Source organism: Devosia sp. (assembly GCF_028290625.1).
In the GTDB taxonomy this organism is placed as follows: Bacteria; Pseudomonadota; Alphaproteobacteria; order Rhizobiales; family Devosiaceae; genus Devosia.
Map to the genome: position 1 here is coordinate 63,673 of NZ_JAQGJM010000021.1, position 21,758 is coordinate 85,430.

Sequence of the window (21,758 nt, forward strand, 5' to 3'; positions counted from 1 at the left end):
GGTTTTGGGGAATTCAATAAGTCATTAATATATGCCATTGTGGCGTCGAGGTATTGCTGTTCATCGCTGGTTCAGCCAAATCGCGCAACTACACAGGCATGATGATGAAAAATCTGCTCTTGGCTGGTATCGCTGTTGCTGTTGGCTCGCTCGTCATGCCGGCCTTTGCCGACAATGAAGGTACGGCGGTGGGCGTCAATCCCGACGCTATCGCGCGGATCAATACCGGCGACCGCGTACTGATCGCCGGAGCCGGCATCTCGGTGGGCGAAACGCTGGTGACCGGCCCGCGCGGGCAGGTCCAGATCATCTTCGCCGACGACACCCACATGGTGGTCGGCCCGAACAGCGCGCTGCGGATCGAAACCTATCTGATGCGCAATAATGGCACGGCCGAAAAATTGGCCGTCAACGCGCTGGCCGGCAGCTTCCGTTTCATCACCGGACGCAGCCCCAAGCCGGCCTATCAGATCAATACGCCCACAGCGGCGATCGCCGTGCGCGGCACAGAGTTCGATATCCTCGTCACCCCCACCGACACGCGCGTCATGCTCTATGAGGGTGCGCTACAATTGTGCGCGTCGGGCGCGGATTGCGAACAAGTCACCGACCGCTGTGAGGTCGGCCTGTCCTCGGCAGGACAAGCCGACCTGTTTACCCGCAACGATCCCAAACGCCCGCCATTGGCGGACGGGTTCTACTACGCTCATTTCCAATCGCCGCTGATGGGCGAGTTCCGCGTCAGCGGGGCCTCGCAGTGCCTGAAGAACCCTTCGCGCCCCGAGCCGGCGGAATCGCTTTCGCCGTCATCGTCGTCAGGCGACCTGCCGACCAATAACGGGCAAACCGGCGGAACCACGACCGGTGGGACCACCACCGGAAACGGCCAACCCTGTACTGGCCGCCGGTGCTAGCCGATATAGTCTGACTTGCCGATCGGAACGCCGTTGTGGCGCAGAATGGCGTAGGCCATCGTCACGTGAAAATGGAAGTTCTCCAGCGCGCGGTGGAGCAGATAGGCCTGACCGAGTTCGACATATTCCCCGGCGCGGTTCTTCAGGGTGATCGGCTTGTCCTCGGAGCCATCGATTTCTGCCGCTGTCGTCGTTGCGCAAATTTCTAGCGCCTTGCGGACGCGCGCACGCAACTCATCGAAAGTGGTTTCATTGTCCTCCCAGGATGGAACAGGCTTGCCGGCCAGACGGGTCAGGCTGCCCTTCACGTGGTCGGTGGCGATCATGATCTGGGCCTTGAACGGCAGCATGTCGGGCGCCAGCCGGTCGTTGACCAGCACGGCCAGGTCGATTTTGCGTTCAGCCGCATAGGCTTCGGCCTTGTCGAGCCAGGTCAGCAGATTGGTGAGCATGCGTGTATAGACGGGCACGGACGCGCCATACATGGAAATAGTCATTGGAAAGATGCCTTGATTGTGGTGAGCCGAACGGCGAGCATGTTGTGCGCCGGAACAGTCAGGCAAGCAAGCCGTTGAGCGCGCGCGCATAGGGAGTTTCCGGGCCGCGATGGTCAATAAAACTGAACAGGGCCAGCCCCAGGCCGGCCGCTTCGCCCGCCTCCGCTCAACCCTGCGCCTGCTCTATCACAGCCAGTCTCCCAAGGCGCAGCGCTTCCAGTTTACCGTACTGATCGTCGATCTGGCGATCATCGCCTTTTTCGTGGTCACGCCATTGCTGCGCGACAATCCCGCCTTCCTGTGGATCGACTATTCGATCGCCGGATTGCTGCTCCTCGATTTGGCAGCTCGCGTGCTGGCCTCGACTGATATCCTGCGCTGGCTGCGGCAGTTGCCTGTCATCGTTGATATTTTCATCCTGCTCACGCTGCTGGCGCCGACCTTGTTCTTCAACCTCGGGTTCCTGCGCATCCTGCGGCTGTGGACGCTGTCACGCAGTTCCAATATCTGGCGCCCGCTCAAGAAGCGCGGCTTGGGCGGCTACCAGGACACCATCCAGGCCGTCATCAATCTGCTGGTCTTCCTGTTCGTCGTCACCGGCTTCGTCTACACCGCCTTTGCCAATCGCGCCGACGGCATCGCCGGCTATATCGACGCGCTCTATTTCACCGTGGCCACCGTCACCACGACCGGGTTCGGCGACATCACCCTGCCCGGCACTTGGGGCAAACTGGCGTCGATCGTCATCATGATCATCGGCATTTCGCTATTCGTCCGGCTGGCGCAGTCGATCTTCCGGCCCAACAAGGTGCAATTCCCCTGCCCGCAATGCGGGCTGCAAAAGCACGATCCCGATGCTGTGCATTGCAAGGCTTGCGGCCATATTCTCAATATTCCCGACCAGGGACACGATTGAGCCTCAGATTGGCAGCTCCGGCTCATCGGCGGCGATGGTGATGCCATCGCCCTCCAGCGCATCGCGGATGTCGCGCGCTAGGTCGACCGCGCCGGGCGTATCGCCGTGCAGGCAAATCGAGCGGGCGGTGGACTTGAATACCGAACCATCCGTCGCAACGATCTCGCCCTCCTTGGCGAGCCGCAGGCAGCGTTCGATCATCATCTCGGTGTCATGCAGCACCGCGCCAGGCTGGCCGCGCGGCACCAGCAGACCCTCGGGCGTATAGGCGCGGTCGGCATAGGCCTCGCGGATCAGTGGCATGCCGACGGCCTTGGCGGCGCGTACCTGCTGGCTATTATCGAGCGCCAGTACCGCGACATGCGGGTCCATCGCCTGGATAGTGGCGAAGATGCCGACGGCGAAGGCCAGTTCTTCCGCCGTCTGATTGGCCAGCGCACCATGCAGTTTCACATAGGCCAGCGGCACGCCCACTTCGTCGGCGATAAAGCGCACGAGGAACAGTTGCGAGCGGATTTGACCGAGCAGTTGATCCAGCGGCATGACCACGCGAAAGCGCCCGAAGCGCTTGGGATCGGCATAGCCGGGATGCGCGCCGGCCCGCACGCCGCGCGCCTTGCATACCCGCAGGATGTGCCGGATAGTCGGAGCATCGCCGGCATGACCGCCGCAGGCGATCGAGGCGCTGGAGACGATCTGCAGCAGATCATCATCCGTGCCCATGCCTTCGCCCAGGTCGGCGTTCAAATCGATCGATGTCATGGCTGGCCCCGCAACAAGTGATGCGCATGGTCCACGCTCACGCTGGCAAATGCAACTGCGCTTCCCGGTCGCATCTGCGCGAACCGGTCCAGGTCGGCGGTGATGATGGTGGCGATGCGCGGATAGCCGCCGGTGGGCTGGTGATCGCGCATCAGCACGATCGGCGTGCCGTCGCCGAGTATCTGGATATCACCGGGCAGGACGGCATCGGACACCAGGGACAGGATCGTGCTGCTCGCGAACACACCGGCTGGGTCCTCGAGGCGGACGCCCATGCGATCCAGCCGCGAAGAAATCTTGAACGGCGTCGAGACGAAGCGGTCCCGCACTGTCGGGAACAGATCGGCATGAAGTCCCCAGACGACGCGGATGGGTCCTTCGACAATGCCAGCCGGTGCCGGAGACAGCTCGGGCGCGAATCCATCGATCAGGCGGAGCCGGTCGCCGGCTGCGAGCACCCTGCCCTCCAGCCCGCCAAGCCGGGCGCGACTATTGGTGGCGATGCTGCCCATGATCGCCGGCACGTCGATCCGGCCATCAAACCGCAGATAGCCATAATTGCCGCTTGGCCCCGGACTGACCGAGATGGTGTCGCCGGATTTCAGTGCCAGTTTCCCGGGCCATTCGAACAGGCTGCCGTTATGCCGCACGGTGAAGGCACCTCCCGCAAAGCCCAGCACGCATGGACCGGTTTCGACGCGGAAATCCAGACCGGCCGTAGTGATCTCGATGGTGCCCGGCGGTGCCATGGCAAGGCGGCCCGCTAGGTCATAGGCGGCCCGATCCATCGGCCCCGAGGCGCTGATGCCATGGGCCAGCATGCCGAAGCGCCCAGCGTCCTGGATCGTCGTCAGCGGCCCGGCGCGGGTGATGAGCAGGCTGCCGCTCATGGTGCCGGCTCAAAACTTATCGCGTCACCAGCCCGCATCCGGGTCGGCGGTGTCGCTTGGGGGTCGAAATTGCGGAATGTCGTGGTGCCGATGACGTGCCAGCCGGTGGGAATCGCCGTGGCGGCGATGGCGGTCTGTCCGGCCGCAAACAACACGCTGCCCGCCGGCACGGATGCCCGCACTTCGGCCCGTCGGGGCAATTGCAATTCAGGCGGATGGAATCCGCAATAGACGAAGCCTGGCGCAAAGCCGGTCGCGAGGACACGCAACGCCGAGGCATTGTGCGCGGTGACGAAAGCCTCCGGCGTCAACCGCAGCGAGCTTGCCACCGCGTCGAGGTCCGGCCCGGCCTCCCCCCCAAACGTGACGGCAATGGCGTGATGCGCGGCAGGCGGCAGGGCCGCATCGTCGCGCGCATAGAGCCGCAACCGCACTTCGCCACTCAATTGCGCCAACTGCACGCTACGCGGGTCGTAGCGCAGCAGAACCGACACCAGATTGGGAACGCTCTCCACGACCCCCGCCAGAGGCACATCGGCCAAACTTCTCGCGAAGGCAATGGCCGCACTATTGGCCGCCTCGGACAGCGTATCGCCGAACCGCACCAGCAAGGCACCATCGCCCAGCGGCATGATCGTGGGCTGCACAAGAGTATTCGCGTCGCTGGCCATGATCATCGGACTGTTCTGCTGGGCATCTCCGGGGCGCTGCAAAAGCACAGCGACACAAGCTGCACGGCGATCACCGTGTCCTCGATTTCCACCCCGGCTGCGGACCTATTGCCACCGCAGCCGTCGGTTCGCGACGCGTCGACCCGGCCTAGTTGGGGTCTTTGCCATCCTGTTCGACGACGGCGTCGAACAACTGCCTGGCCTGCCCTGCGCCGATCGCCTCGATGGCGACTGCGGCAATGGCAGCGAACAGTTCTGCAATTTCCTGGGGATCGGTGATTTCTGCGTCGTCATCGGCGTCGGCGTTAATCAGAGTGAACAAGTTGCGCCTCCTAACTGCCTTGGAGACCGTTTCGAAATTCGCTCTGGCAGATGCCGACAGAGTAGAATTCCCAAGCAGGCTCCTACACCCACAGTGTGCTGCGATTCTTGTTACAGAACAAATAATGGAATGATTGGTTCGCATAAAGTGACCCGATTGCGTCACAGGTCAGTAGGGCTTACTCTTCGCCCGCGTCCTCATCCCCGTACATCTTGTCCAGATAGGCCTCGACATCGTCCAGCGTCGCGGTGAACGGTAGCGGGTTATCGCCGAAAATCACCTTGAAGCTTTCGTCCTCGCGGATGGCGTGGCCGCCCTTGCCCATTTTGGCCGTCAGCTTTTCAGCCGTCAGGATAGTCAGCCCATGCCGTCCCGCGATTCGGCGCATGCGGCGCATTCTGGAAACGTCGAAATCGCGTCTGCTCACGGGCAAGGTCCTGGGGCAAGGGAATGGCAGGCACGGATTAACAACCAAATCGGTTGGCTTCAAGGCCGGAGGAGCGGGCATCCCGCTCCAGCCCCCCGATCGGTCGATTAGTTCATTGCGACGCCGTTGATCAGTAGCGCACTGGCCTCGAGGGTCACGGAAACGCTGGGCACTGCCGTGACGGAATTGGTGGCGGAGACCGAGCCCACATGCGCATCGGTAACTTCGTACACCAGCTCGCTCGGCTTACCGTCCGGATTGGTCACGCTGGTGGTAACTTTGACATTGCGAAGCTCCTTGGTGTCGCCGCCCGTCTGCGCGGCCCACTGCAGCAATTCGGCATCGACGGGCGTAATCGTGGTCAGCGACACTGAAAGGCTAGTGGACGCAGGCACGTCGTCATAGGCCGGGTTTGACGACAGATAAACAGCCACGTCATTGACCTGATACTGCGTCTCGGCGCCATCGGCCGTGGTCAGCACCAGCGTGGAGGGGGCAATCGCTTCGGCCGCGGTATCCTGCGCCACAGCGGCGACAGGCGCTGCCAGTACCAGGCATGCGGCGAAAAAGGCATTGCGCTGCTTGTCGGAAAGAATGCGGCTGATCATGGTCGTTTTGCTCCCTAAGTGCCGGCTGACATGGGTCTTTGGGCCGATAGGAGTCAAGCCACTTCCCTTGTGCGGCCTCTGGACAGGTTTGGGACAACTGGCTAAACGAAGCGCGCTGGGCAGGTGGCAGAGCGGTTGATTGCTCCGGTCTTGAAAACCGGCGAACGTGAAAGCGTTCCGGGGGTTCGAATCCCTCCCTGCCCGCCAGCATTCCATATAGACCGCGCGCAGCCGCCGCTACGGAAGCAGCAGAATCGACCCCGTGGTGCCGCGCGAGGACAGCGCCTCATGGGCCTTGGCCGCATCGACCAGCGGGAATGTCTGGCTAATCGACACCTTGATGTCCTGCCGAGCGATTGCGTCGAACAGCGCCCCTGCCCCTTCGAGCAAGTCCTCGCGACGCGACACATAGTGCGCTGTGGTCGGTCGGGTCAGATAGAGCGAACCCTTTCGCGACAGTACAGTCACGTCGGGAATGGAGACCACCCCGGACGCATTGCCGAAGCTGACCATCAGGCCGCGCGGACGCAGGCAATCCAGCGATTTTTCGAAGGTGGCCTTGCCGACGCCGTCATAGACCACATCGACGCCCTTGCCGCCGGTGAGTTCACGCACCCGGACGGCGAAGTCCTCGGTGTTATAGTTGATCACGGCATCGCAGCCATTCTGCTCGGCGAGTGCCGCTTTCTCGGCACTCCCCACGGTAGCGATGACCCGTGCGCCGAGCGCCTTGGCCCATCGCGTAGCGATCTGGCCGACTCCGCCGGCAGCGGCATGCCAGAGGATAGTTTCGCCGGGCTGCACGGCCCAGGTCTTGAACAGCAGGTAATACGCCGTCATGCCCTTCAGCATCACCGCTGCCGCGGTCTGTTCGCTCACGCCCTCGGGTATGGCGACGACCCGCTCGGCAATCAGCAGGCGCTCCTGCGCGTAAGCACCGACTTGGCCTTGATAGGCCACCCGATCGCCCGGTTTGAATATGCTCACGCCAGCGCCGACGGCGGTGACGATGCCCGCGCCCTCATTGCCCGCCACGAAGGGCATCTGCACTGGATAGAGGCCCGAGCGCTGGTAGGTATCGATGAAATTGACGCCGATCGCGGTCTGACGAACTGCGATCTGGCCGTCGCCGGGAGCGGCCAGCGGCCACTCCTCCCACTGCATGGCTTCTGGACCGCCCGGCTGGCGGACGACCAGGGCTCGGTTCATGGCTTGGGCGTCCGCGGCTTGCGGGGCGCCGATTTGGGTCGCGACTGCGCGCGCGTGGCCGGGGTGGCCTTGGGCTTCGGCTTCACCGCCGCTTCGATCTCACGCGTGGTCACATGGCTGCCTGGCACCGTCGACGCTGCAGCGAGCCGCTGCGGATTGGCACGGGCCTTGCGCTGCTTGGCGATGATGTTGAAGGCTTCGACGATCACCGAGAACGCCATGGCCGAGTAGATATAGCCCTTGGGGATATGGAAGCCGAGGCCATCAGCCACCAGCGACACGCCGATCAGCAACAGGAACGCCAGCGCCAGCATCTTGGTGGTCGGGTGGTCGGCAACGAACTTGGCCACCGGGCCGGAGGCGACGAACATCACGCCGACGGCGACGATCACTGCCGCGATCATCACTTCGACGCGGTCGGCCATGCCGACGGCGGTGACGATCGAGTCAATGGAGAACACCATGTCGATGATGATGATCTGGCCGATGATGGCGGCGAAAACGGCGCCGGCCTTCTGGGCCATTTCGCTTTCATGCGGCTCTTCGATTTCCGCATGCATTTCGTGGGTCGCCTTGTAGACGAGGAAGGCGCCACCGGCGATCAGGATCAAATCCTTCCACGACAGGTCGAGCCCAAATGCGGAAATGGCGGGCTGGGTCAGGCTGATGATCCAGGAAATGACCAGCAGCAGCGCAATGCGGAAAATCAGCGCGAGCGCCAGGCCCAGCCGGCGGGCTCGGTCGGCCTGCTCCTTGGGCAGGCGCGACACCAGCACGGAGATGAAGACAATGTTGTCGATGCCGAGAACGATTTCCATCACAGTCAGCGTTGCAAAGGCGATCCACGTGTTCGGATCGGCCAAAAGTTCAAACATTGTCGGGCTCCATGGGTGAGTCAGGCGATGGCTATATCTAGGGTGTGTCATCCATACAAGAAAGCCGGGGAAGCGCTGTTTTTCGCATAGCGTTCCTTTGTCGCGGGTTCGGGCAGCATAAACCGGTCGCGCGTTTGCTGGTTTGGGCGCTTATCGGATGCTAGACTTTGCCCAATTCGCCCGCATTCTGAGGACCTTATGGAATCGTTTTCGCCGCTTTCCGCCGCCATCGGCGGCTCGCTGATCGGCCTCGCCGCTGCCGTGTTGTGGCTGGGCAATGGTCGTATCGCGGGCATTTCGGGCATTTTCGGCCAATTGCTGCCGCCGGCGCAGACCGTGATCTGGCGGCTGGTATTTCTTGTCGTGCTTGTCGCCGCGACCTTTGTGGCGGCAAAACTGCTGCCCGGTCTCGGCGTGGGCGGAAACGTTCCAGCCAAACTCGTTGATGCGCCTCCGGCCTGGGGCGTTCCGAGCCCGATCTGGTTGGCAATCGCCGGCCTCTTGGTCGGCGTCGGCACCAAGATCGGCAATGGCTGCACCTCCGGCCACGGCGTTTGCGGGCTGGCGCGGCTTTCGCTGCGTTCGTTGGTGGCGGTGTTGGTATTCTTCGGCGTCGCCATCGTCACCGTAACAGTGACGGGAATTGTTTGATGGTCGTGCTGAAGCTGCCCTATCTCGCCACTGCCGCCGTTAGTGGCGCGCTGTTTGGCGCCGGCCTTTACGTGTCGCAGATGGTCGATCCTCTCAAGGTCCTGCGGTTCCTCGATTTCACCGCCATTCCGAGTGGCGGCTGGGACCCGAGCCTGGCCTTCGTCATCGTGCCGGCCATTGTCGTCATGTTCATCGCCGTCCGGATCGGCAAGGGTCGCGCGACGCCGCTGTTCGATACCGCCTTCCATGAGCCGGAATACAAGCGCATCGACGGCCGCCTCGTTGGTGGCGCGGCGCTGTTCGGGATCGGCTGGGGCATGTCGGGCATCTGCCCGGGCCCGGCGATCTCGCTGATCGCCTTCCTGCCTGAAAATCTCTGGATTTTCCTCGTCGCGCTGTTCGTCGGCTCCTATGCCGGTAGCGCCATTGTCCCGAGCGGCCACGCCCGGCGTCTGGCTGATGCGCGATGATGGACGCGGATGCCATTGTCGTCGGCGGGGGCCTGGCCGGTCTGGCAGCGGCGATTGCCGTGGCCAAGACCGGATTGTCGACCATTCATCTCGCTCCATCCGGCCCGCCGGATAGGCGCACTTCCGCGCTGATGATGCCCAGCGTTGAATATTTGCAGTCGGCTGGCCTGATCGGTGCGCCCGATGCATTCGGGCAAAAGCTGAGTCAAATCCGCATCATCGACGCGACTTCTCGCCTGTTACGTGCGCCAGAGACGGTGTTCGACGCCAGGGAGGCTGGGCTCGACGCCTTCGGCTGGAACTTCGCCAATATGCGGCTGACCGAGGCCTTCCAGGCCAGCATCGCCGCCCTCCCCAATCTGCGCACCATCGCTCAACCACTGTCACAGTTCGAGCTTGGCGCCGACGGTCCCAAGATCACCCTCGCCGATGGCAGCCACCTCCGCGCGCCTCTGGTCGTCGGTGCCGATGGCAAAAAGTCGCTGGTGCGCGCTGCGGCTGGCTTTCGCGCTCGCGAGAACGGCTTTACCCAGGCCGCATTGGTCTGCGATCTGGAACTCGGTCGCGGCCTCGACGGCGCCTCGGTCGAATTCCATTATCCCAACGGTCCCTTCACGCTGGTCCCCGCTGGCGGCAAACGCGCCAATCTGGTCTGGCTCGATGAGCGCGACGTGCTCAACCAGGCGCAGGCCCTAAGCAAGGAAGCGCTGACCGCCCTGTTACTGGAAAAGTCCCAGCGACTGTTCGGCGCCATCACCCTAGCGACCCCGACCCACATTTTTCCACTCAGCACCATCACGGTGGATCATGCCGGCGCCAATGGCGTGGTGCTCGTCGGCGAAGCGGCGCATGCGTTCCCACCCATCGGCGCGCAAGGGCTCAATCTGGGCCTGCGCGATGTTGCCGATCTATCGGTGGCTTTGGCCGCTATCGACCGCTCCGAGCCCGATTGGGCCGTGCTGCTGAGCGACGATTACGCCCGCCGCCGTGCCGATGACCTGAGCCGCACCGGCGGCATGGTGGACACACTGTTCCGATCGCTGCTCGCCGACATGCTGCCCGCACAGGCCCTGCGCGCCGGCGGCCTGTGGGCGCTCAAGTTGATGCCAGCTTTGCGCAAGCGGGCCTTTGCTGTGGGCATGGGCACACGCTAGCGCAGGTACTGATCCCATTAAGTGGTCCACCCCCACCGGTCTTCCCGCGGACTTGATCCGCGGGCCTCTACCAGCATGGCACAAGTGGCCAATGGCCCGCGGTTCAAGCCCGCGGGAAGAAGGGCGATGGGGCAGATCTAACCGCTTGAGGCATCCAAAAAGGAAGGGCGCCCAAGGCGCCCTTCCCCAATACACAGATTTCAGTGCCGCTTACGGCGCAGCGGGTGCCGGCGCTGCCGGGTCGGCGGCGGGCGCTGGGGTCGAGCCATCAGCCGGAGCCGTGCCTTCGTCGAGCTGCTTGCGCAACTGCTCGGCGCGATCCTGCAGCACCTGCTCGAGGGCGTTCTCGCCACTGGTTTCCTTCTGGAATTCGTCGAAGGTCAAGGCAGCGGGGCCATCATAAGCCGTGGTGAAGCCGGCCAGGGTGATCTCGATCGTCAGGTCCTGGTTCTGGCGGTTCTTGGCGGTCAGCTTGAGCGTGCCGCCCTTCTTGAGCGAATTGACGTAGGCCTCGTTGATCACCAGCTGGGTGGCGCAGGAGGTCGGGTCGCACAGCATGAACGGCACGCGGATCGGCTTGGCGCCGTCGATCTGCCAGGTCAGGCCAAACGGCAGCAGCACGCCGAGCGGAACGGCAGCAACGGCGAGCAGCCGGCTTTCCTGGCCCGGATCGTCACGCAGCAGGAACGAGCCAAGGAACTGACCATTCGCCAGGATCACCTGGCGCATGATGCAGGCCTGCTTGCCATCGGGCAGCGGGTCGCAAACCTTGAGCCAGTTCTGCGCAGGGGCGCCCGTGGCAGGCGTAGCGGCAGCGTCGGTTGCGGGAGCCGCGGGCGTATCGGTTGCGGCAGGAGCTGCGGGTGCCGGCGCTTCGACAGCGGGTGCCGGCGCGGGCGTAGTGGCTTCCTGGGCGTAAGTCGCGACGGAGGACAGCATGAGCGCGGCCACCGCAAATCCGGCGACGAGAGGTTTCCTGAAGATCATAGAATTTCCTTGGCTTCCTTGGCAGTCCCGGTGGTCGCTTCGCCACCTCGAATAGAACTGTCCTTCAAGTGCTGAATTCGGGCAATAACATGACAGTACGGTCTTGCCAAAGCATTATGGGGCCGATGTCGTTCCGGCAAGCCTCACTAAACAGATCACCAAGGCGATAATCAGGCATTGGCGGTTTCTGCAAGCTTGGCGAGCCGAGACAGAATCGCTGCAGCGCCTTTGAGTCGGTCGTCCGGGGTTGGCCAGTTGCGGGCAAAAACCAGCTTCTGATCGGGCTTGATGCGCACCTGATTGGCCGGATCGGACACCAGCCGCACCAACGCGCCCGGATTGGGGAACTCGTTGTTGCGCAGGCTGATGACGACGCCCTTGGGGCCGGCATCGACCTTCTCGACGTTGGCCTGACGGCACAGCGCCTTGACTAGGATAACCTTGAGCAACGCCTCGACTTCCTCGGGCATCGGCCCGAAGCGGTCGATGAGTTCCGCGCCGGCGGAGTCGATCTCGCGAATGTCCTGCAGGTCGCCCAGGCGGCGATAGAGCTGCATGCGCAACTGCAGATCGGGCACGTAATGCTCGGGAATCATCACCGGCATGCCCAGCGAGATTTGCGGGCTCCACTCGTTCTTGTCTTCGTAATCCTCGTCGCCATTCTTGAGGTTGGCGACGGCCTCTTCCAGCATCGACTGGTAGAGTTCGTAGCCGACTTCGCGGATATGGCCGGATTGTTCGTCGCCCAGCAGGTTGCCGGCCCCACGAATGTCAAGATCGTGGCTGGCGAGCTGGAACCCTGCCCCCAGGCTTTCCAGCGATTGCAGCACGCCCAGGCGCCGTTCGGCGGTATCGGTCAATTTTCTGTCAGGCGGCACGGTGAACAGCGCATAGGCGCGCGCCTTGGCCCGCCCGATGCGGCCCCGGATCTGGTAGAGCTGCGCCAGGCCGAAATTGTCGGCACGATGCACGATCAGTGTATTGGCGTTCGGAATATCGAGGCCCGATTCCACGATCGTGGTGGCGACCAGCACATCGAATTTGTTGTCGTAAAAGGTGTTCATGATGTCGTCGAGCTGGCCCGGCGGCATCTGGCCGTTGGCGACGACGAACGACACTTCGGGCACCTGCACGCGCAGGAATTCAGCAATGTCCGGCTGATCCTTGATGCGCGGCACCACATAGAAGGACTGCCCGCCGCGGTACTTTTCACGCAGCAGCGCCTCGCGGATCGACAACGGGTCGAACGGCGAGATGAAGGTGCGGATGGCGAGTCGATCCACCGGCGGCGTCGCCAGGAGGCTGAGATCGCGTACGCCGGTCAGCGCCATTTGCAGCGTGCGCGGAATTGGCGTCGCCGTCAGCGTCAGCACATGCACATTGGCCTTGAGCTCCTTGAGGCGCTCCTTATGGCCGACGCCGAAGTGCTGTTCCTCATCGATCACCAGCAGCCCGAGATCCCGGAACTTGATGGTCTTGCTCAGCAGCGCATGCGTGCCCACGACGACATCGATCTGCCCATCCGCCAGACCTTCCTTGGTGGCCTTGAGCTCGGCCGCCGAGACCAGCCGCGAGGCGTGGCGCACATTGACCGGCAGGCCGGCAAAGCGGTCGCGGAAAGTCTTGAAGTGCTGACGCGCCAGCAGCGTCGTCGGCACCACGATGGCGACCTGCTTGCCCGACATGGCGACGAGGAACGCAGCGCGCAGCGCCACTTCGGTCTTGCCGAAGCCGACGTCGCCGCACACGAGGCGGTCCATGACCTTGCCGGTGGTCAGGTCCTCGAACACGGCGTCGATTGCCGCAAGCTGGTCCTCGGTTTCCTCATAAGGGAACCGTGCGGCGAATTCGTCATAGGCGCCCGGCACCAGCTCGATCGGATCGGTGCGCGTCAGCAAGCGCGCCGCGGCGATCTTGATGAGCTGTTCCGCCATTTCGCGGATGCGCTTCTTGAGCTTGCCCTTCTTGGCCTGCCAGGCGACGCCGCCCAGCTTGTCCAACGAAGTGGTCGAATCATCCGAGCCATAGCGCGACAGCAGCTCGATGTTTTCGACCGGCAGGTAAAGCTTGGTATCGCCTGCATATTGCAGCTCGACGCATTCATGCGGCGCGCCGCCGGCCTCGATCACCTTGAGCCCGAGGAAGCGGCCGATGCCGTGATCGACATGCACAACCAGATCGCCTGCGTTGAGGCTCGCAGCCTCGGTCAGCGCGTCGCTGGCCTTGCGCTTGCGCTGCGGCCGCAGGATGCGTTCGCCCAGGATGTCCTGTTCGGAGAGGACCAGCAGGTCCTTGGTCTCAAAGCCCGATTCAAGCGCCAGCACCACCACAGAAGTGGTCGCGGCGCTCGTGGTTTCGGCGTCGCGCCAGTTTTCCGCCATGCGCGGATTGGTCAGGCCGTGGTCCTTGAGCACCTGCGCCATGCGGTCGCGCGTGCCCACGCTCCAGCAGGCCACGATTGTCCGCCGCCCAGCCTTGCGCTCGGCCATCAGCCGATCGACCACAGCCTTGAACAGATTGACGTCCGTCGCCTGCCGTTCCGCGGCAAAGCTGGGCGCAATCCGCCCGCCCATATCGTCCGACGCCTTGGCATTGGGCGACTGGTATTGCGACAGTTGCAGCACCGAAGCGCCCGCCAGCGTGTATGGGTGCTGATCGACGGCATAGAGCAGATGCGGCTCGACCGGTTTGTACGGTGCACCGGCCCCCGCGACCTGCGGGCTTAGCCGCGCATGCTCGCGGGCCTCATAGTAATCCTTGATCTGACCCTGCCGGTCGGCAAAAGCCTCAGCCGCTTGGTCATCGAACACAAACGGCGCGTCACCGACGTAGTCGGACAGGCTATCGAGGTGCTCGTAGAAGAACGGCAACCAGTGCTCGGTGCCCGAATAGCGCGAGCCACCGCTGATGGTGGCATAGAGCGTATCGTCAGCCGTGTTCCCGCCAAAGGTCGTGGTGTAATTCTGGCGGAAGCGGCGGATGGTGTCTTCTGTCAGCACCACTTCGCTCATCGGTGTCAGATCGATGCGCTTGAGCGTGCCATTGGTGCGCTGGGTGTCCGGATCGAACGTGCGAATGGACTCAAGCTGGCTGCCGAAGAAATCGAAGCGCAGCGGGAAATCGGCGCTGGCCGGGAACAGGTCCACAAGCCCGCCACGCACGGCGTATTCGCCCGATTCCCGCACCGTCGGCACGCGCAGATAGCCATTGTTCGCCGCCCAGCCGATCAGCTTTTCGCTGTCGACGACGCGGCCGATGGCAGCCGAAAACGACATGCCCTCGACCACATCGCGTGGCGGCAGCTTCTGGATCAGCGCATTGACCGCGGTCAGGACCACGGCGCCCTTGGTGGAGCCGTTGGTCAGCGCCGCCAGCGTATTCATCCGCGCAGCGATGGTGACGTTATTGGGCGAAACACGGTCATAGGGCAGGCAATCCCACGCCGGCAGCGTCAGGATAGTATGCCCCGGCAGCATCTGCGCCAGGATTTCCGCCATCCGCTGCAACCGCCGTCCGTCGCGCGCGACGAACACAATGCTTGCCGCATCGTCCGGCGCGGCCGCCAACCTTTGTTCGACAAGACGCGACAGCGCCAGCGGCTGCATGCCATCGGGCACACTGCCAATCATACGCGGTGGATGGATCGGGGCGGCCTCGTTCATTTGCTCATCCGCGCCTGATGGTCGGCGACAATCCGGCCAAGAAATTCGATATCTACATCGGCTGGCGGCACTTCCTGCCCCATCACCCATTTGAGCAAAGCCGGATCTTCCTGATCCATCACTGATTCCAACCGGTCCAGATCGGGCTCGCTCAGCGCGTCGATATGGGCGTCGGCGAAGGGGCCGAGCACGCGGTCCATCTCCAGCGTTCCGCGATGCCAGGCGCGGTAACGCAACATCTTGCGGCGAATAGCAATGTCTTCACCGGCTGTCATCGACGCCATGATCCCGCGGAGGTTGATTTGCGCGCTCTCTTTATCGTCATTGGCGCTCTTTGTCAGCCGTGCTCAGCCAGATAGGCTGACGGCAAGGAGATCGCTCGAATCGTGTCGCGTCCGTCAACCCTCGATCCATTGTTCCGTTCCCTCCAGTCGATCAAGGGCGTGGGGCCGCAGCTTGCCGCCCTGCTGACGCGCTTTTTCGGTGCGCCGGAAGGTCAGGAAGCCATTGCGCTCGATATCCTGATGCACATGCCTTCCGGCGTGGTCGATCGCAGCCGCCAAGTCGGTATAGCCGAGGCCTATCTCGGACAGGTCGTCACCCTGCTGCTGCATATCGACCGCCACCAGCCGCCGCCCCGCGGCAAGCCGCAGGTGCCGCACCGCGTCTTCGCCCATGACGAAACCGGCGAAATGCAATTGGTGTTCTTCCGCGCCCAGGGCGGTTGGGTGGAAAAAGCCCTCCCGGTCGGCGAGGAGCGCTACGTCTCTGGCAAGATCGATTTCTTCAACGGCGAAAAGCAGATCACCCATCCCGACTACGTGGTGGAGGTCGACAAGTTCGCTACGCTGCCGCTGGTCGAGCCGGTCTATCCGCTGACTCAGGGCCTCAGTTCCAAAGCCCTGACCAAGCTGACGCGCCAAATCATCGAGACGCTCCCCGAACTTCCCGAATGGATTCCGCCCGCGACGCTAAGCCATTTCAATTGGCCCACTTTCGCCAATGCCATGCGCTCGGTCCATACGCCGACCAATCCCGCCGAAGCTGAATTGTGGGCACCCGCCCGCATGCGGCTGGCTTATGACGAATACCTGGCCGGTCAACTCACGCTGCAGATCGTGCGCTCCACCATGGTCGCCGCCCGCGGCATTGCCCGCACCTTCACCGGCGAGATCACCGGCCGCGTCCTCTCCACCCTGCCCTTCGCCCTTACGGCCGGGCAGGAACAGGCAATTGCCGAAATCCGGGACGATCTGGCGTCACCCGACCGCATGTCGCGGCTGCTGCAAGGCGACGTGGGCGCCGGCAAGACCGTTGTCGCGCTGATGGCCATGGCCGCCATGGCCGAAAGCGGCGCGCAATCGGCCATGATGGCGCCAACCGAACTTCTGGCTTCCCAGCACTTCAAAACCCTCAAGCCGCTCTGCGATGCCGCCGGACTCGGCTGCGTGCTGCTCACCGGCAAAATGCCCGTTGCCGAGCGCCGCCCGATCCTCGCCGGCCTCGCCAGCGGCGAAATCACCATCGCCGTCGGCACCCATGCGCTGTTCCAGACCGGCGTCGAGTTCAAGGACCTCGGCCTCACCGTCGTCGATGAACAACATCGCTTCGGCGTCCACCAGCGCCTCGCCCTGTCCGACAAGGGTCGCCACACCGATCTGCTGGTGATGACCGCAACCCCGATCCCCCGCACCCTAGTCCTCACCCATTTCGGCGACATGGAAGTCAGCGTCCTGCGCGAAAAGCCCAAGGGCCGTCAGCCGATCGATACCGCCGTCCTCTCCATCGGCGACTATCCGCGCGTCATCCAGCGTCTCAAAGCCCGCATCGAGGAAGGCGCGCAAGCTTTCTGGGTTTGCCCACTGGTCGAGGAAAGCGAACATCTCGACGTGGTCTCCGCCGAAGATCGCTTCGCCGAACTGCGCAAAGTCTTCGGCGATCAAGTCGCCCTGATCCATGGCCGCATGAGCGCCGCCGCCAAGCAGGAGACGATGCAGCGCTTCTCCGCCAACGAGGTGAAGCTGCTCGTCGCCACCACCGTCATCGAAGTGGGTGTCGACGTACCCAATGCCTCGATCATGATTATTGAGCATGCCGAGCGCTTCGGCCTGGCCCAGCTCCACCAACTTCGCGGCCGCGTCGGTCGCGGCGCCCAGCGCTCGGCCTGCCTGCTGCTCTACAAGGACCCGCTCAGCGAAACCGCCAAGGCCCGCCTCGAAACCATCAAGGGCACCGAAGACGGCTTCGAAATCGCCGAACGCGATCTGGAACTGCGCGGCCAGGGCGATGTGCTCGGCACACGTCAATCCGGCATGCCCGGCTATCGCCTCGCGGTGCCGGACGTCCATCGCCACTTGCTTGACTACGCCCATGATGATGCCAAAGCAGCCTTTGCCGCCAATCCCAGCCTGACCGGCGAGGATGGGCAGGCACTACAAACGCTGCTCTACCTGTTCCGCAAGGACCTCGCGATCCCGCTGCTCCGGGCGGGCTAGTGCCACGCCCTCGTGGTTCGAGGCGCCAAGCGGCGCACCTCACCATGAGGACTACTGGAATGCCTTGCTCTCGGAGACCTCATGGTGAGGTGCGAGCCCTTGCGAGCCTCGAACCACGAGGTCGGGCACTCCGGCTTACTCGACCGTCACCGACTTCGCCAAATTGCGCGGCTGGTCCACATCCGTGCCCATGAACACCGCCGTATGGTACGCCAGCAACTGCACCGGAATAGTCGCCAGGATCGGCGCGACGAAGCTGGAGACGCGCGGGATCAGGATGATATCCGCCACGCCCTCGCCGACCTGCTTGGCGCCCTCGGCATCGGTGATCAGGATGATCTTGCCGCCGCGTGCCGCCACTTCCTGCATGTTGGACATGGTCTTGTCGACCAGCTCGTCCGATGGCGCCACGACGATGACCGGCATGTCCTCGTCCACTAGCGCGATCGGGCCGTGCTTGAGCTCACCGGCGGCATAACCTTCGGCGTGAATGTAGCTGATTTCCTTGAGCTTCAGCGCGCCTTCCATGGCGATCGGGAACATTGGGCCGCGCCCGAGATACAGCACGTCCTTGGCGCGCGAGAGGCGTTTGGCGATCTCCGCGATCTGTGCTTCCCCCGCTAGTGCCGCCGAAACCGCGGCTGGCAGGCTGGTTAGAGCGCGCACATGCTCGGCTTCCTGCTCGGCACTGAGCACCCCACGGGCACGCCCTGCGGCGATGGCGAGGCTGGCCAGCGCGGTCAGTTGCGCCGTCAGCGCCTTGGTCGAGGCGACGCCGATTTCCGGGCCGCAAAGGATGGGAAACACCACGCTGGATTCCCGCGCGATGGTGGATTCCTGCGTATTAACCAGCGAGGCGATGTGCTGGCCCTGGCCGGCGCAATAGCGCAGTGCTGCCAGCGTATCGGCGGTTTCGCCGGACTGCGAGATGAACAGCGATAGCCCACCCTTTTCCAGCGGCGGCTCGCGGTAGCGGAATTCCGACGCCACATCGATATCCACCGGTAGCCGCGCATAGCGCTCGAACCAGTATTTCGCAACCGCGCCGGCGAAGTATGCCGTGCCGCAGGCGCTGATCGTCAGCCGCGTCAGGTCGGCGAAATTGAACGGCATGATCTCGCGGATCGCCACGCGCTCGGCGCCCATGTCCACATAATGGCTCAGCGTGTGCGAGATGGTCTCGGGCTGCTCGTAGATTTCCTTGGCCATGAAATGGCGGTGATTGCCCTTGTCCACCATCAGCGCCGAAGTCTGCGACACCTGCTGTTCGCGCTGCACGATGGCGTCCTTGCCATCGCGGATCGTCACACCGTGTGGGGTGATAACCGCCCAGTCGCCGTCCTCCAGATAGGTCAGGCGCGAGGTGAATGGCGCCAGCGCCATGGCGTCGGAGCCGAGATACATCTCTGTGGTGCCATAGCCGATGGCCAGCGGCGCGCCGCTGCGGGCGGCGATCAGCAGGCTTTCCTCGCCCTTGAACAGGAAGGCCAGAGCGAAGGCACCCTTCAATTGCTTCAGGGTACGCGCAACCGCCAGTTCGGGATCGGCGCCATTGGCCAGCTCGCGGCTGACCCAGAGCGCCACCGATTCCGTATCGGTCTGCGTCTTGGGCAGGTAGCCGTCCTTGGCCAGGTCGGCGAGCAGCTCGCGGAAATTCTCGATGATGCCGTTGTGCACAACAGCCACGCGGTCGGTGGCGTGCGGATGGGCATTGGCCTCGGTCGGCGCGCCATGCGTCGCCCAGCGCGTGTGGCCAATGCCGACATTGCCGTCGAGCGGCTCGAAGCTGAGCTTCTGCGCCAGATTGCCCAGCTTGCCCTCGGCCCGGCGGCGGGTGATTGCGCCGCCCTCGAGCGTCGCCACGCCGGCACTGTCATAGCCGCGATATTCGAGGCGCTTGAGCGCATCCACCAGCCGGGGAGCAACCGGCGCGCTGCCGACGATGCCAACAATACCGCACATGGCTATTTCCCCTTGGACTTCTTGAGTGCTGCTGCACGCTCGAAAATGGTCTTGGCACGGCCCGGCTTATTGGTCTGGCGGCTGCGAGCGAGTGCCAGCGCATCGGCGGGCACGTCCTCGGTGATGATGCTGCCAGCGCTCACCAAGGCGCCCTCGCCCACCGTCACCGGCGCCACCAGCGCGCTATTGGAGCCGATAAAGGCATGATCGCCCACCACCGTACGATGCTTATTGTAGCCATCGTAATTTACCGTGATGACGCCCGCCCCGATATTGACCTCTTCGCCTATGCTGGCGTCGCCGATATAGGTCAAATGGCTTACCTTGGCGCCCTTGCCGATATCGGCCTTCTTGATCTCAACGAAATTGCCCACCTTGGCGCCCTCGCCCAGCTTGGCCTCCGGCCGGAGCCGCGCGAATGGCCCGACCGAGGCGCGCGGCCCGATGCTGGCGCCCTCGATGTGGGAGAAAGCATGGATCACCGCACCCTCGCCGATGGTCACGCCGGGGCCGAAATACACGTTCGGCTCGATAGTGACGTCGCGGGCGATTTCGGTGTCGTAGGAAAACCACACGCTGCCGGGGTCCTTCAGCGTCACGCCGGCCTTCATGAATTCTTCGCGCTGCACGTCCTGGAACAGGCCTTCGGCCCGCGCCAACTGGCTGCGATCGTTGACGCCCATCACGTCGTTTTCCGGCGCCAGGCCCCAGCCAACCTTCTTGCCGGCCGCGTTGGCCAGCTCCACCAGGTCGCCGAGATAATACTCGTTCTGTGCATTGTTGGCCTCGACCTTGTCGATCAGGTCGCGGAACACTTCGGCGCGGAACGCCAGAATACAGGCGTTGCACAGACGAATGCGGCGCTCGTCTTCGGTGGCGTCCTTGTGCTCGCGGATCGCCAGCAGTGTCTCGCCATCGGTGATCAGGCGGCCATAGCCGGTCGGGTCCTTTGGCTCAAAACCCAGAATCGCCACGTCTAGCCCGGCATCGAGCCGATCCAGCACCGCGCGGAAATTGACGCCCCGCAACAGCGGATGGTCGCCATAGACCACCGCGATATAGCCCTCTGCCGTCTCGAAGAGTTCGCGCGCCATCGAGGCCGCGTGTGCCGTGCCCTTGGCGATGGTCTGCTCGAAATGCACCACTTCGGGATGCATCGCTGTCACCGCCCGGCGAATTGCGTCGTGCCCGGGCCCTGTCACCAGTGCGATCTGATCCGAGCCCGCTGCCCGGGCCGCGCGCGCCACATGCCCGACGATCGGCATGCCGCCGACTTCGTGCAGCACCTTGGGCATGGCCGATTTCATGCGGGTGCCTTCGCCGGCGGCGAGAATGATGGACAGCAACTGGGTCATGAGGCCCCTCCGGACGGCGCCCTATTGGCCGCGTAATTCTGCAAATTTATGGCACGCAAGCGTTGGCTCAGCGATAACGCCTCGCGCAGTGTTATCCTAGTGGCATTACTTGATTCGACTGCGCTTCCGGGGGCGGACATTGGCTAAAGCATCAGAAGAATTCCGGCAATCCGATGTCACCACCTGGGCCATCGTCGCCCTGGTCTGTGGGGCCTTGGCAGTGTTTGGGGCCAACGTGTCGGCCCTGGTGCCCCAGGGCATGCTGTCGGGCCTGCACAAGTCGCGGCTTGCCGGCGCCAGCATCGACCAGTTGCGCCATGACGTGGTTGAGCTCAATGCCGAAACCGCCAGATTGCGGCGTGATAACAATACCTTGGTGAACCGTTTCTCACTGCAGGAGGAAGCCGGCAGTGATGTGACCCAGCGTGTCGGCGCGCTCGAGGTCAGCCTACCAAAGCTGCTGGAAGCCATTCCCGATACCGCCCAGATCGACCTCAGCGCCGAGACCGCCTCGATCGACACCGACAATGTGGTGACCTATGACGCCGATGGCGGCTCGGTTGCCATCCGCCAGCAGCCAATGCAATTGCCCGCCGCGCCATTAGAGCAACCCATGCCGGAAGCCGTCGCGAGCACCCCTAAATTGTTCGTCCCCGATGGTTCTGCCTTCGGCATCGCCGTAGGCTCCAACGTCACCGCCGACAATGCTACTGCGGCCTGGGATGATCTGTCGAACAAGCTCGGCCCGTTGCTGATCGGCATGTCGCCCCTGCTGGTCGATCAGCAGGACAGCGAGCAGAAGCGCATCGTAGTCGGGCCGATTACCCGCATGACGGAAGCGACCGCGCTCTGCAAGCGATTGGAGCGGGTATCGATCTCCTGCATGCCGATGCCATATGGCGGCACGCCACTGAGTTTCTAAACAGTCTCC

At 63.4% G+C, this 21,758-nt stretch carries 21 protein-coding genes and 1 tRNA gene; 8 read left to right on the forward strand and 14 right to left on the reverse strand.

What is annotated here, in order from left to right; genetic code table 11:
- Positions 1–104: 104 nt before the first annotated feature.
- Positions 105–914, forward strand: a complete 810-nt coding sequence (locus JWR51_RS11685) for a FecR family protein (protein ID WP_299747564.1) — start codon at positions 105–107, stop codon at positions 912–914.
- On the opposite strand, the gene JWR51_RS11690 is transcribed toward JWR51_RS11685, so the two are convergent.
- Complete coding sequence (locus tag JWR51_RS11690) at positions 911–1,411, reverse strand: DUF1993 family protein (RefSeq protein ID WP_299747566.1); 501 nt, start codon at positions 1,409–1,411, stop codon at positions 911–913. The genes JWR51_RS11685 and JWR51_RS11690 overlap by 4 nt on opposite strands.
- Positions 1,412–1,520: 109 nt before the next feature.
- On the opposite strand from JWR51_RS11690, the gene JWR51_RS11695 reads away from it, so the two are divergent.
- Complete coding sequence (locus JWR51_RS11695; RefSeq protein WP_299747568.1) at positions 1,521–2,327, forward strand: potassium channel family protein; 807 nt, start codon at positions 1,521–1,523, stop codon at positions 2,325–2,327.
- A gap of 3 nt (positions 2,328–2,330) precedes the next feature.
- Here JWR51_RS11695 and JWR51_RS11700 read toward each other — a convergent pair whose 3' ends face one another.
- The 6 genes from JWR51_RS11700 to JWR51_RS11725 all read right to left on the reverse strand — a co-directional run bounded on the left by JWR51_RS11700 (position 2,331) and on the right by JWR51_RS11725 (position 6,007).
- Complete coding sequence (locus JWR51_RS11700; RefSeq protein ID WP_299747570.1) at positions 2,331–3,089, reverse strand: 5-oxoprolinase subunit PxpA; 759 nt, start codon at positions 3,087–3,089, stop codon at positions 2,331–2,333.
- The gene (locus tag JWR51_RS11705) at positions 3,086–3,979 is read right to left on the reverse strand and encodes a biotin-dependent carboxyltransferase family protein (RefSeq protein ID WP_299747572.1); all 894 of its coding nucleotides are present in this window, start codon (positions 3,977–3,979) and stop codon (positions 3,086–3,088) included. Before JWR51_RS11705 ends, JWR51_RS11700 begins: the two co-directional genes overlap by 4 nt.
- Positions 3,976–4,650 carry a carboxyltransferase domain-containing protein gene (locus JWR51_RS11710; RefSeq protein ID WP_299747574.1) on the reverse strand — a complete coding sequence of 225 codons (675 nt, stop codon included), beginning with the start codon at positions 4,648–4,650 and terminating at the stop codon, positions 3,976–3,978. The genes JWR51_RS11705 and JWR51_RS11710 overlap by 4 nt, the downstream gene beginning before the upstream one ends.
- A gap of 148 nt (positions 4,651–4,798) precedes the next feature.
- Complete coding sequence (locus JWR51_RS11715; protein ID WP_299730375.1) at positions 4,799–4,972, reverse strand: hypothetical protein; 174 nt, start codon at positions 4,970–4,972, stop codon at positions 4,799–4,801.
- 178 nt (positions 4,973–5,150) lie between these two features.
- Positions 5,151–5,399, reverse strand: coding sequence for a hypothetical protein (locus JWR51_RS11720; protein WP_299747576.1), 249 nt, complete (start codon positions 5,397–5,399; stop codon positions 5,151–5,153).
- 107 nt (positions 5,400–5,506) lie between these two features.
- Positions 5,507–6,007 carry a hypothetical protein gene (locus JWR51_RS11725; protein WP_299747577.1) on the reverse strand — a complete coding sequence of 167 codons (501 nt, stop codon included), beginning with the start codon at positions 6,005–6,007 and terminating at the stop codon, positions 5,507–5,509.
- A gap of 117 nt (positions 6,008–6,124) precedes the next feature.
- On the opposite strand from JWR51_RS11725, the gene JWR51_RS11730 reads away from it, so the two are divergent.
- Positions 6,125–6,214: transfer RNA gene (locus JWR51_RS11730), tRNA-Ser, on the forward strand.
- A 30-nt stretch (positions 6,215–6,244) separates the two neighbouring features.
- On the opposite strand, the gene JWR51_RS11735 is transcribed toward JWR51_RS11730, so the two are convergent.
- The gene (locus JWR51_RS11735) at positions 6,245–7,216 is read right to left on the reverse strand and encodes a quinone oxidoreductase (RefSeq protein ID WP_299747579.1); all 972 of its coding nucleotides are present in this window, start codon (positions 7,214–7,216) and stop codon (positions 6,245–6,247) included.
- Positions 7,213–8,091, reverse strand: a complete 879-nt coding sequence (locus JWR51_RS11740; RefSeq protein WP_366525578.1) for a TerC family protein — start codon at positions 8,089–8,091, stop codon at positions 7,213–7,215. Before JWR51_RS11740 ends, JWR51_RS11735 begins: the two co-directional genes overlap by 4 nt.
- Positions 8,092–8,289: 198 nt before the next feature.
- Here JWR51_RS11740 and JWR51_RS11745 point away from each other — a divergent pair, with 198 nt between their 5' ends.
- The 3 genes from JWR51_RS11745 to JWR51_RS11755 are packed head-to-tail and all read left to right on the forward strand — an operon-like array spanning position 8,290 to position 10,366.
- Positions 8,290–8,742 carry a YeeE/YedE thiosulfate transporter family protein gene (locus JWR51_RS11745; protein WP_299747581.1) on the forward strand — a complete coding sequence of 151 codons (453 nt, stop codon included), beginning with the start codon at positions 8,290–8,292 and terminating at the stop codon, positions 8,740–8,742.
- Entirely contained in the window at positions 8,742–9,212 is a 471-nt protein-coding gene (locus JWR51_RS11750; RefSeq protein WP_299747583.1) for a DUF6691 family protein, read from the forward strand. The genes JWR51_RS11745 and JWR51_RS11750 overlap by 1 nt, the downstream gene beginning before the upstream one ends.
- Complete coding sequence (locus tag JWR51_RS11755) at positions 9,209–10,366, forward strand: FAD-dependent monooxygenase (protein ID WP_299747584.1); 1,158 nt, start codon at positions 9,209–9,211, stop codon at positions 10,364–10,366. Before JWR51_RS11750 ends, JWR51_RS11755 begins: the two co-directional genes overlap by 4 nt.
- Before the next feature lie 210 nt (positions 10,367–10,576).
- On the opposite strand, the gene JWR51_RS11760 is transcribed toward JWR51_RS11755, so the two are convergent.
- The 3 genes from JWR51_RS11760 to JWR51_RS11770 all read right to left on the reverse strand — a co-directional run bounded on the left by JWR51_RS11760 (position 10,577) and on the right by JWR51_RS11770 (position 15,290).
- Complete coding sequence (locus JWR51_RS11760; protein WP_299747586.1) at positions 10,577–11,353, reverse strand: invasion associated locus B family protein; 777 nt, start codon at positions 11,351–11,353, stop codon at positions 10,577–10,579.
- A 170-nt stretch (positions 11,354–11,523) separates the two neighbouring features.
- Entirely contained in the window at positions 11,524–15,015 is a 3,492-nt protein-coding gene (gene mfd, locus JWR51_RS11765; RefSeq protein WP_299747588.1) for a transcription-repair coupling factor, read from the reverse strand.
- Positions 15,012–15,290, reverse strand: coding sequence for a succinate dehydrogenase assembly factor 2 (locus JWR51_RS11770; protein WP_299747590.1), 279 nt, complete (start codon positions 15,288–15,290; stop codon positions 15,012–15,014). Before JWR51_RS11770 ends, mfd begins: the two co-directional genes overlap by 4 nt.
- Positions 15,291–15,401: 111 nt before the next feature.
- Between JWR51_RS11770 and recG the strand changes: the two genes are divergently transcribed.
- Positions 15,402–17,510, forward strand: coding sequence for an ATP-dependent DNA helicase RecG (recG, locus tag JWR51_RS11775; protein WP_299747592.1), 2,109 nt, complete (start codon positions 15,402–15,404; stop codon positions 17,508–17,510).
- Positions 17,511–17,645: 135 nt separating this feature from the next.
- Here recG and glmS read toward each other — a convergent pair whose 3' ends face one another.
- Both glmS and glmU read right to left on the reverse strand, forming a co-directional pair.
- Positions 17,646–19,472: a glutamine--fructose-6-phosphate transaminase (isomerizing) gene (gene glmS / locus JWR51_RS11780; protein WP_299747594.1), complete on the reverse strand. Its 1,827-nt coding sequence runs from the start codon at positions 19,470–19,472 to the stop codon at positions 17,646–17,648.
- 2 nt (positions 19,473–19,474) lie between these two features.
- Positions 19,475–20,827: a bifunctional UDP-N-acetylglucosamine diphosphorylase/glucosamine-1-phosphate N-acetyltransferase GlmU gene (gene glmU, locus JWR51_RS11785; protein ID WP_299747596.1), complete on the reverse strand. Its 1,353-nt coding sequence runs from the start codon at positions 20,825–20,827 to the stop codon at positions 19,475–19,477.
- Positions 20,828–20,966: 139 nt separating this feature from the next.
- Between glmU and JWR51_RS11790 the strand changes: the two genes are divergently transcribed.
- Positions 20,967–21,749: a hypothetical protein gene (locus JWR51_RS11790; protein WP_299747598.1), complete on the forward strand. Its 783-nt coding sequence runs from the start codon at positions 20,967–20,969 to the stop codon at positions 21,747–21,749.
- The last annotated feature ends 9 nt before the right edge of the window (positions 21,750–21,758 follow it).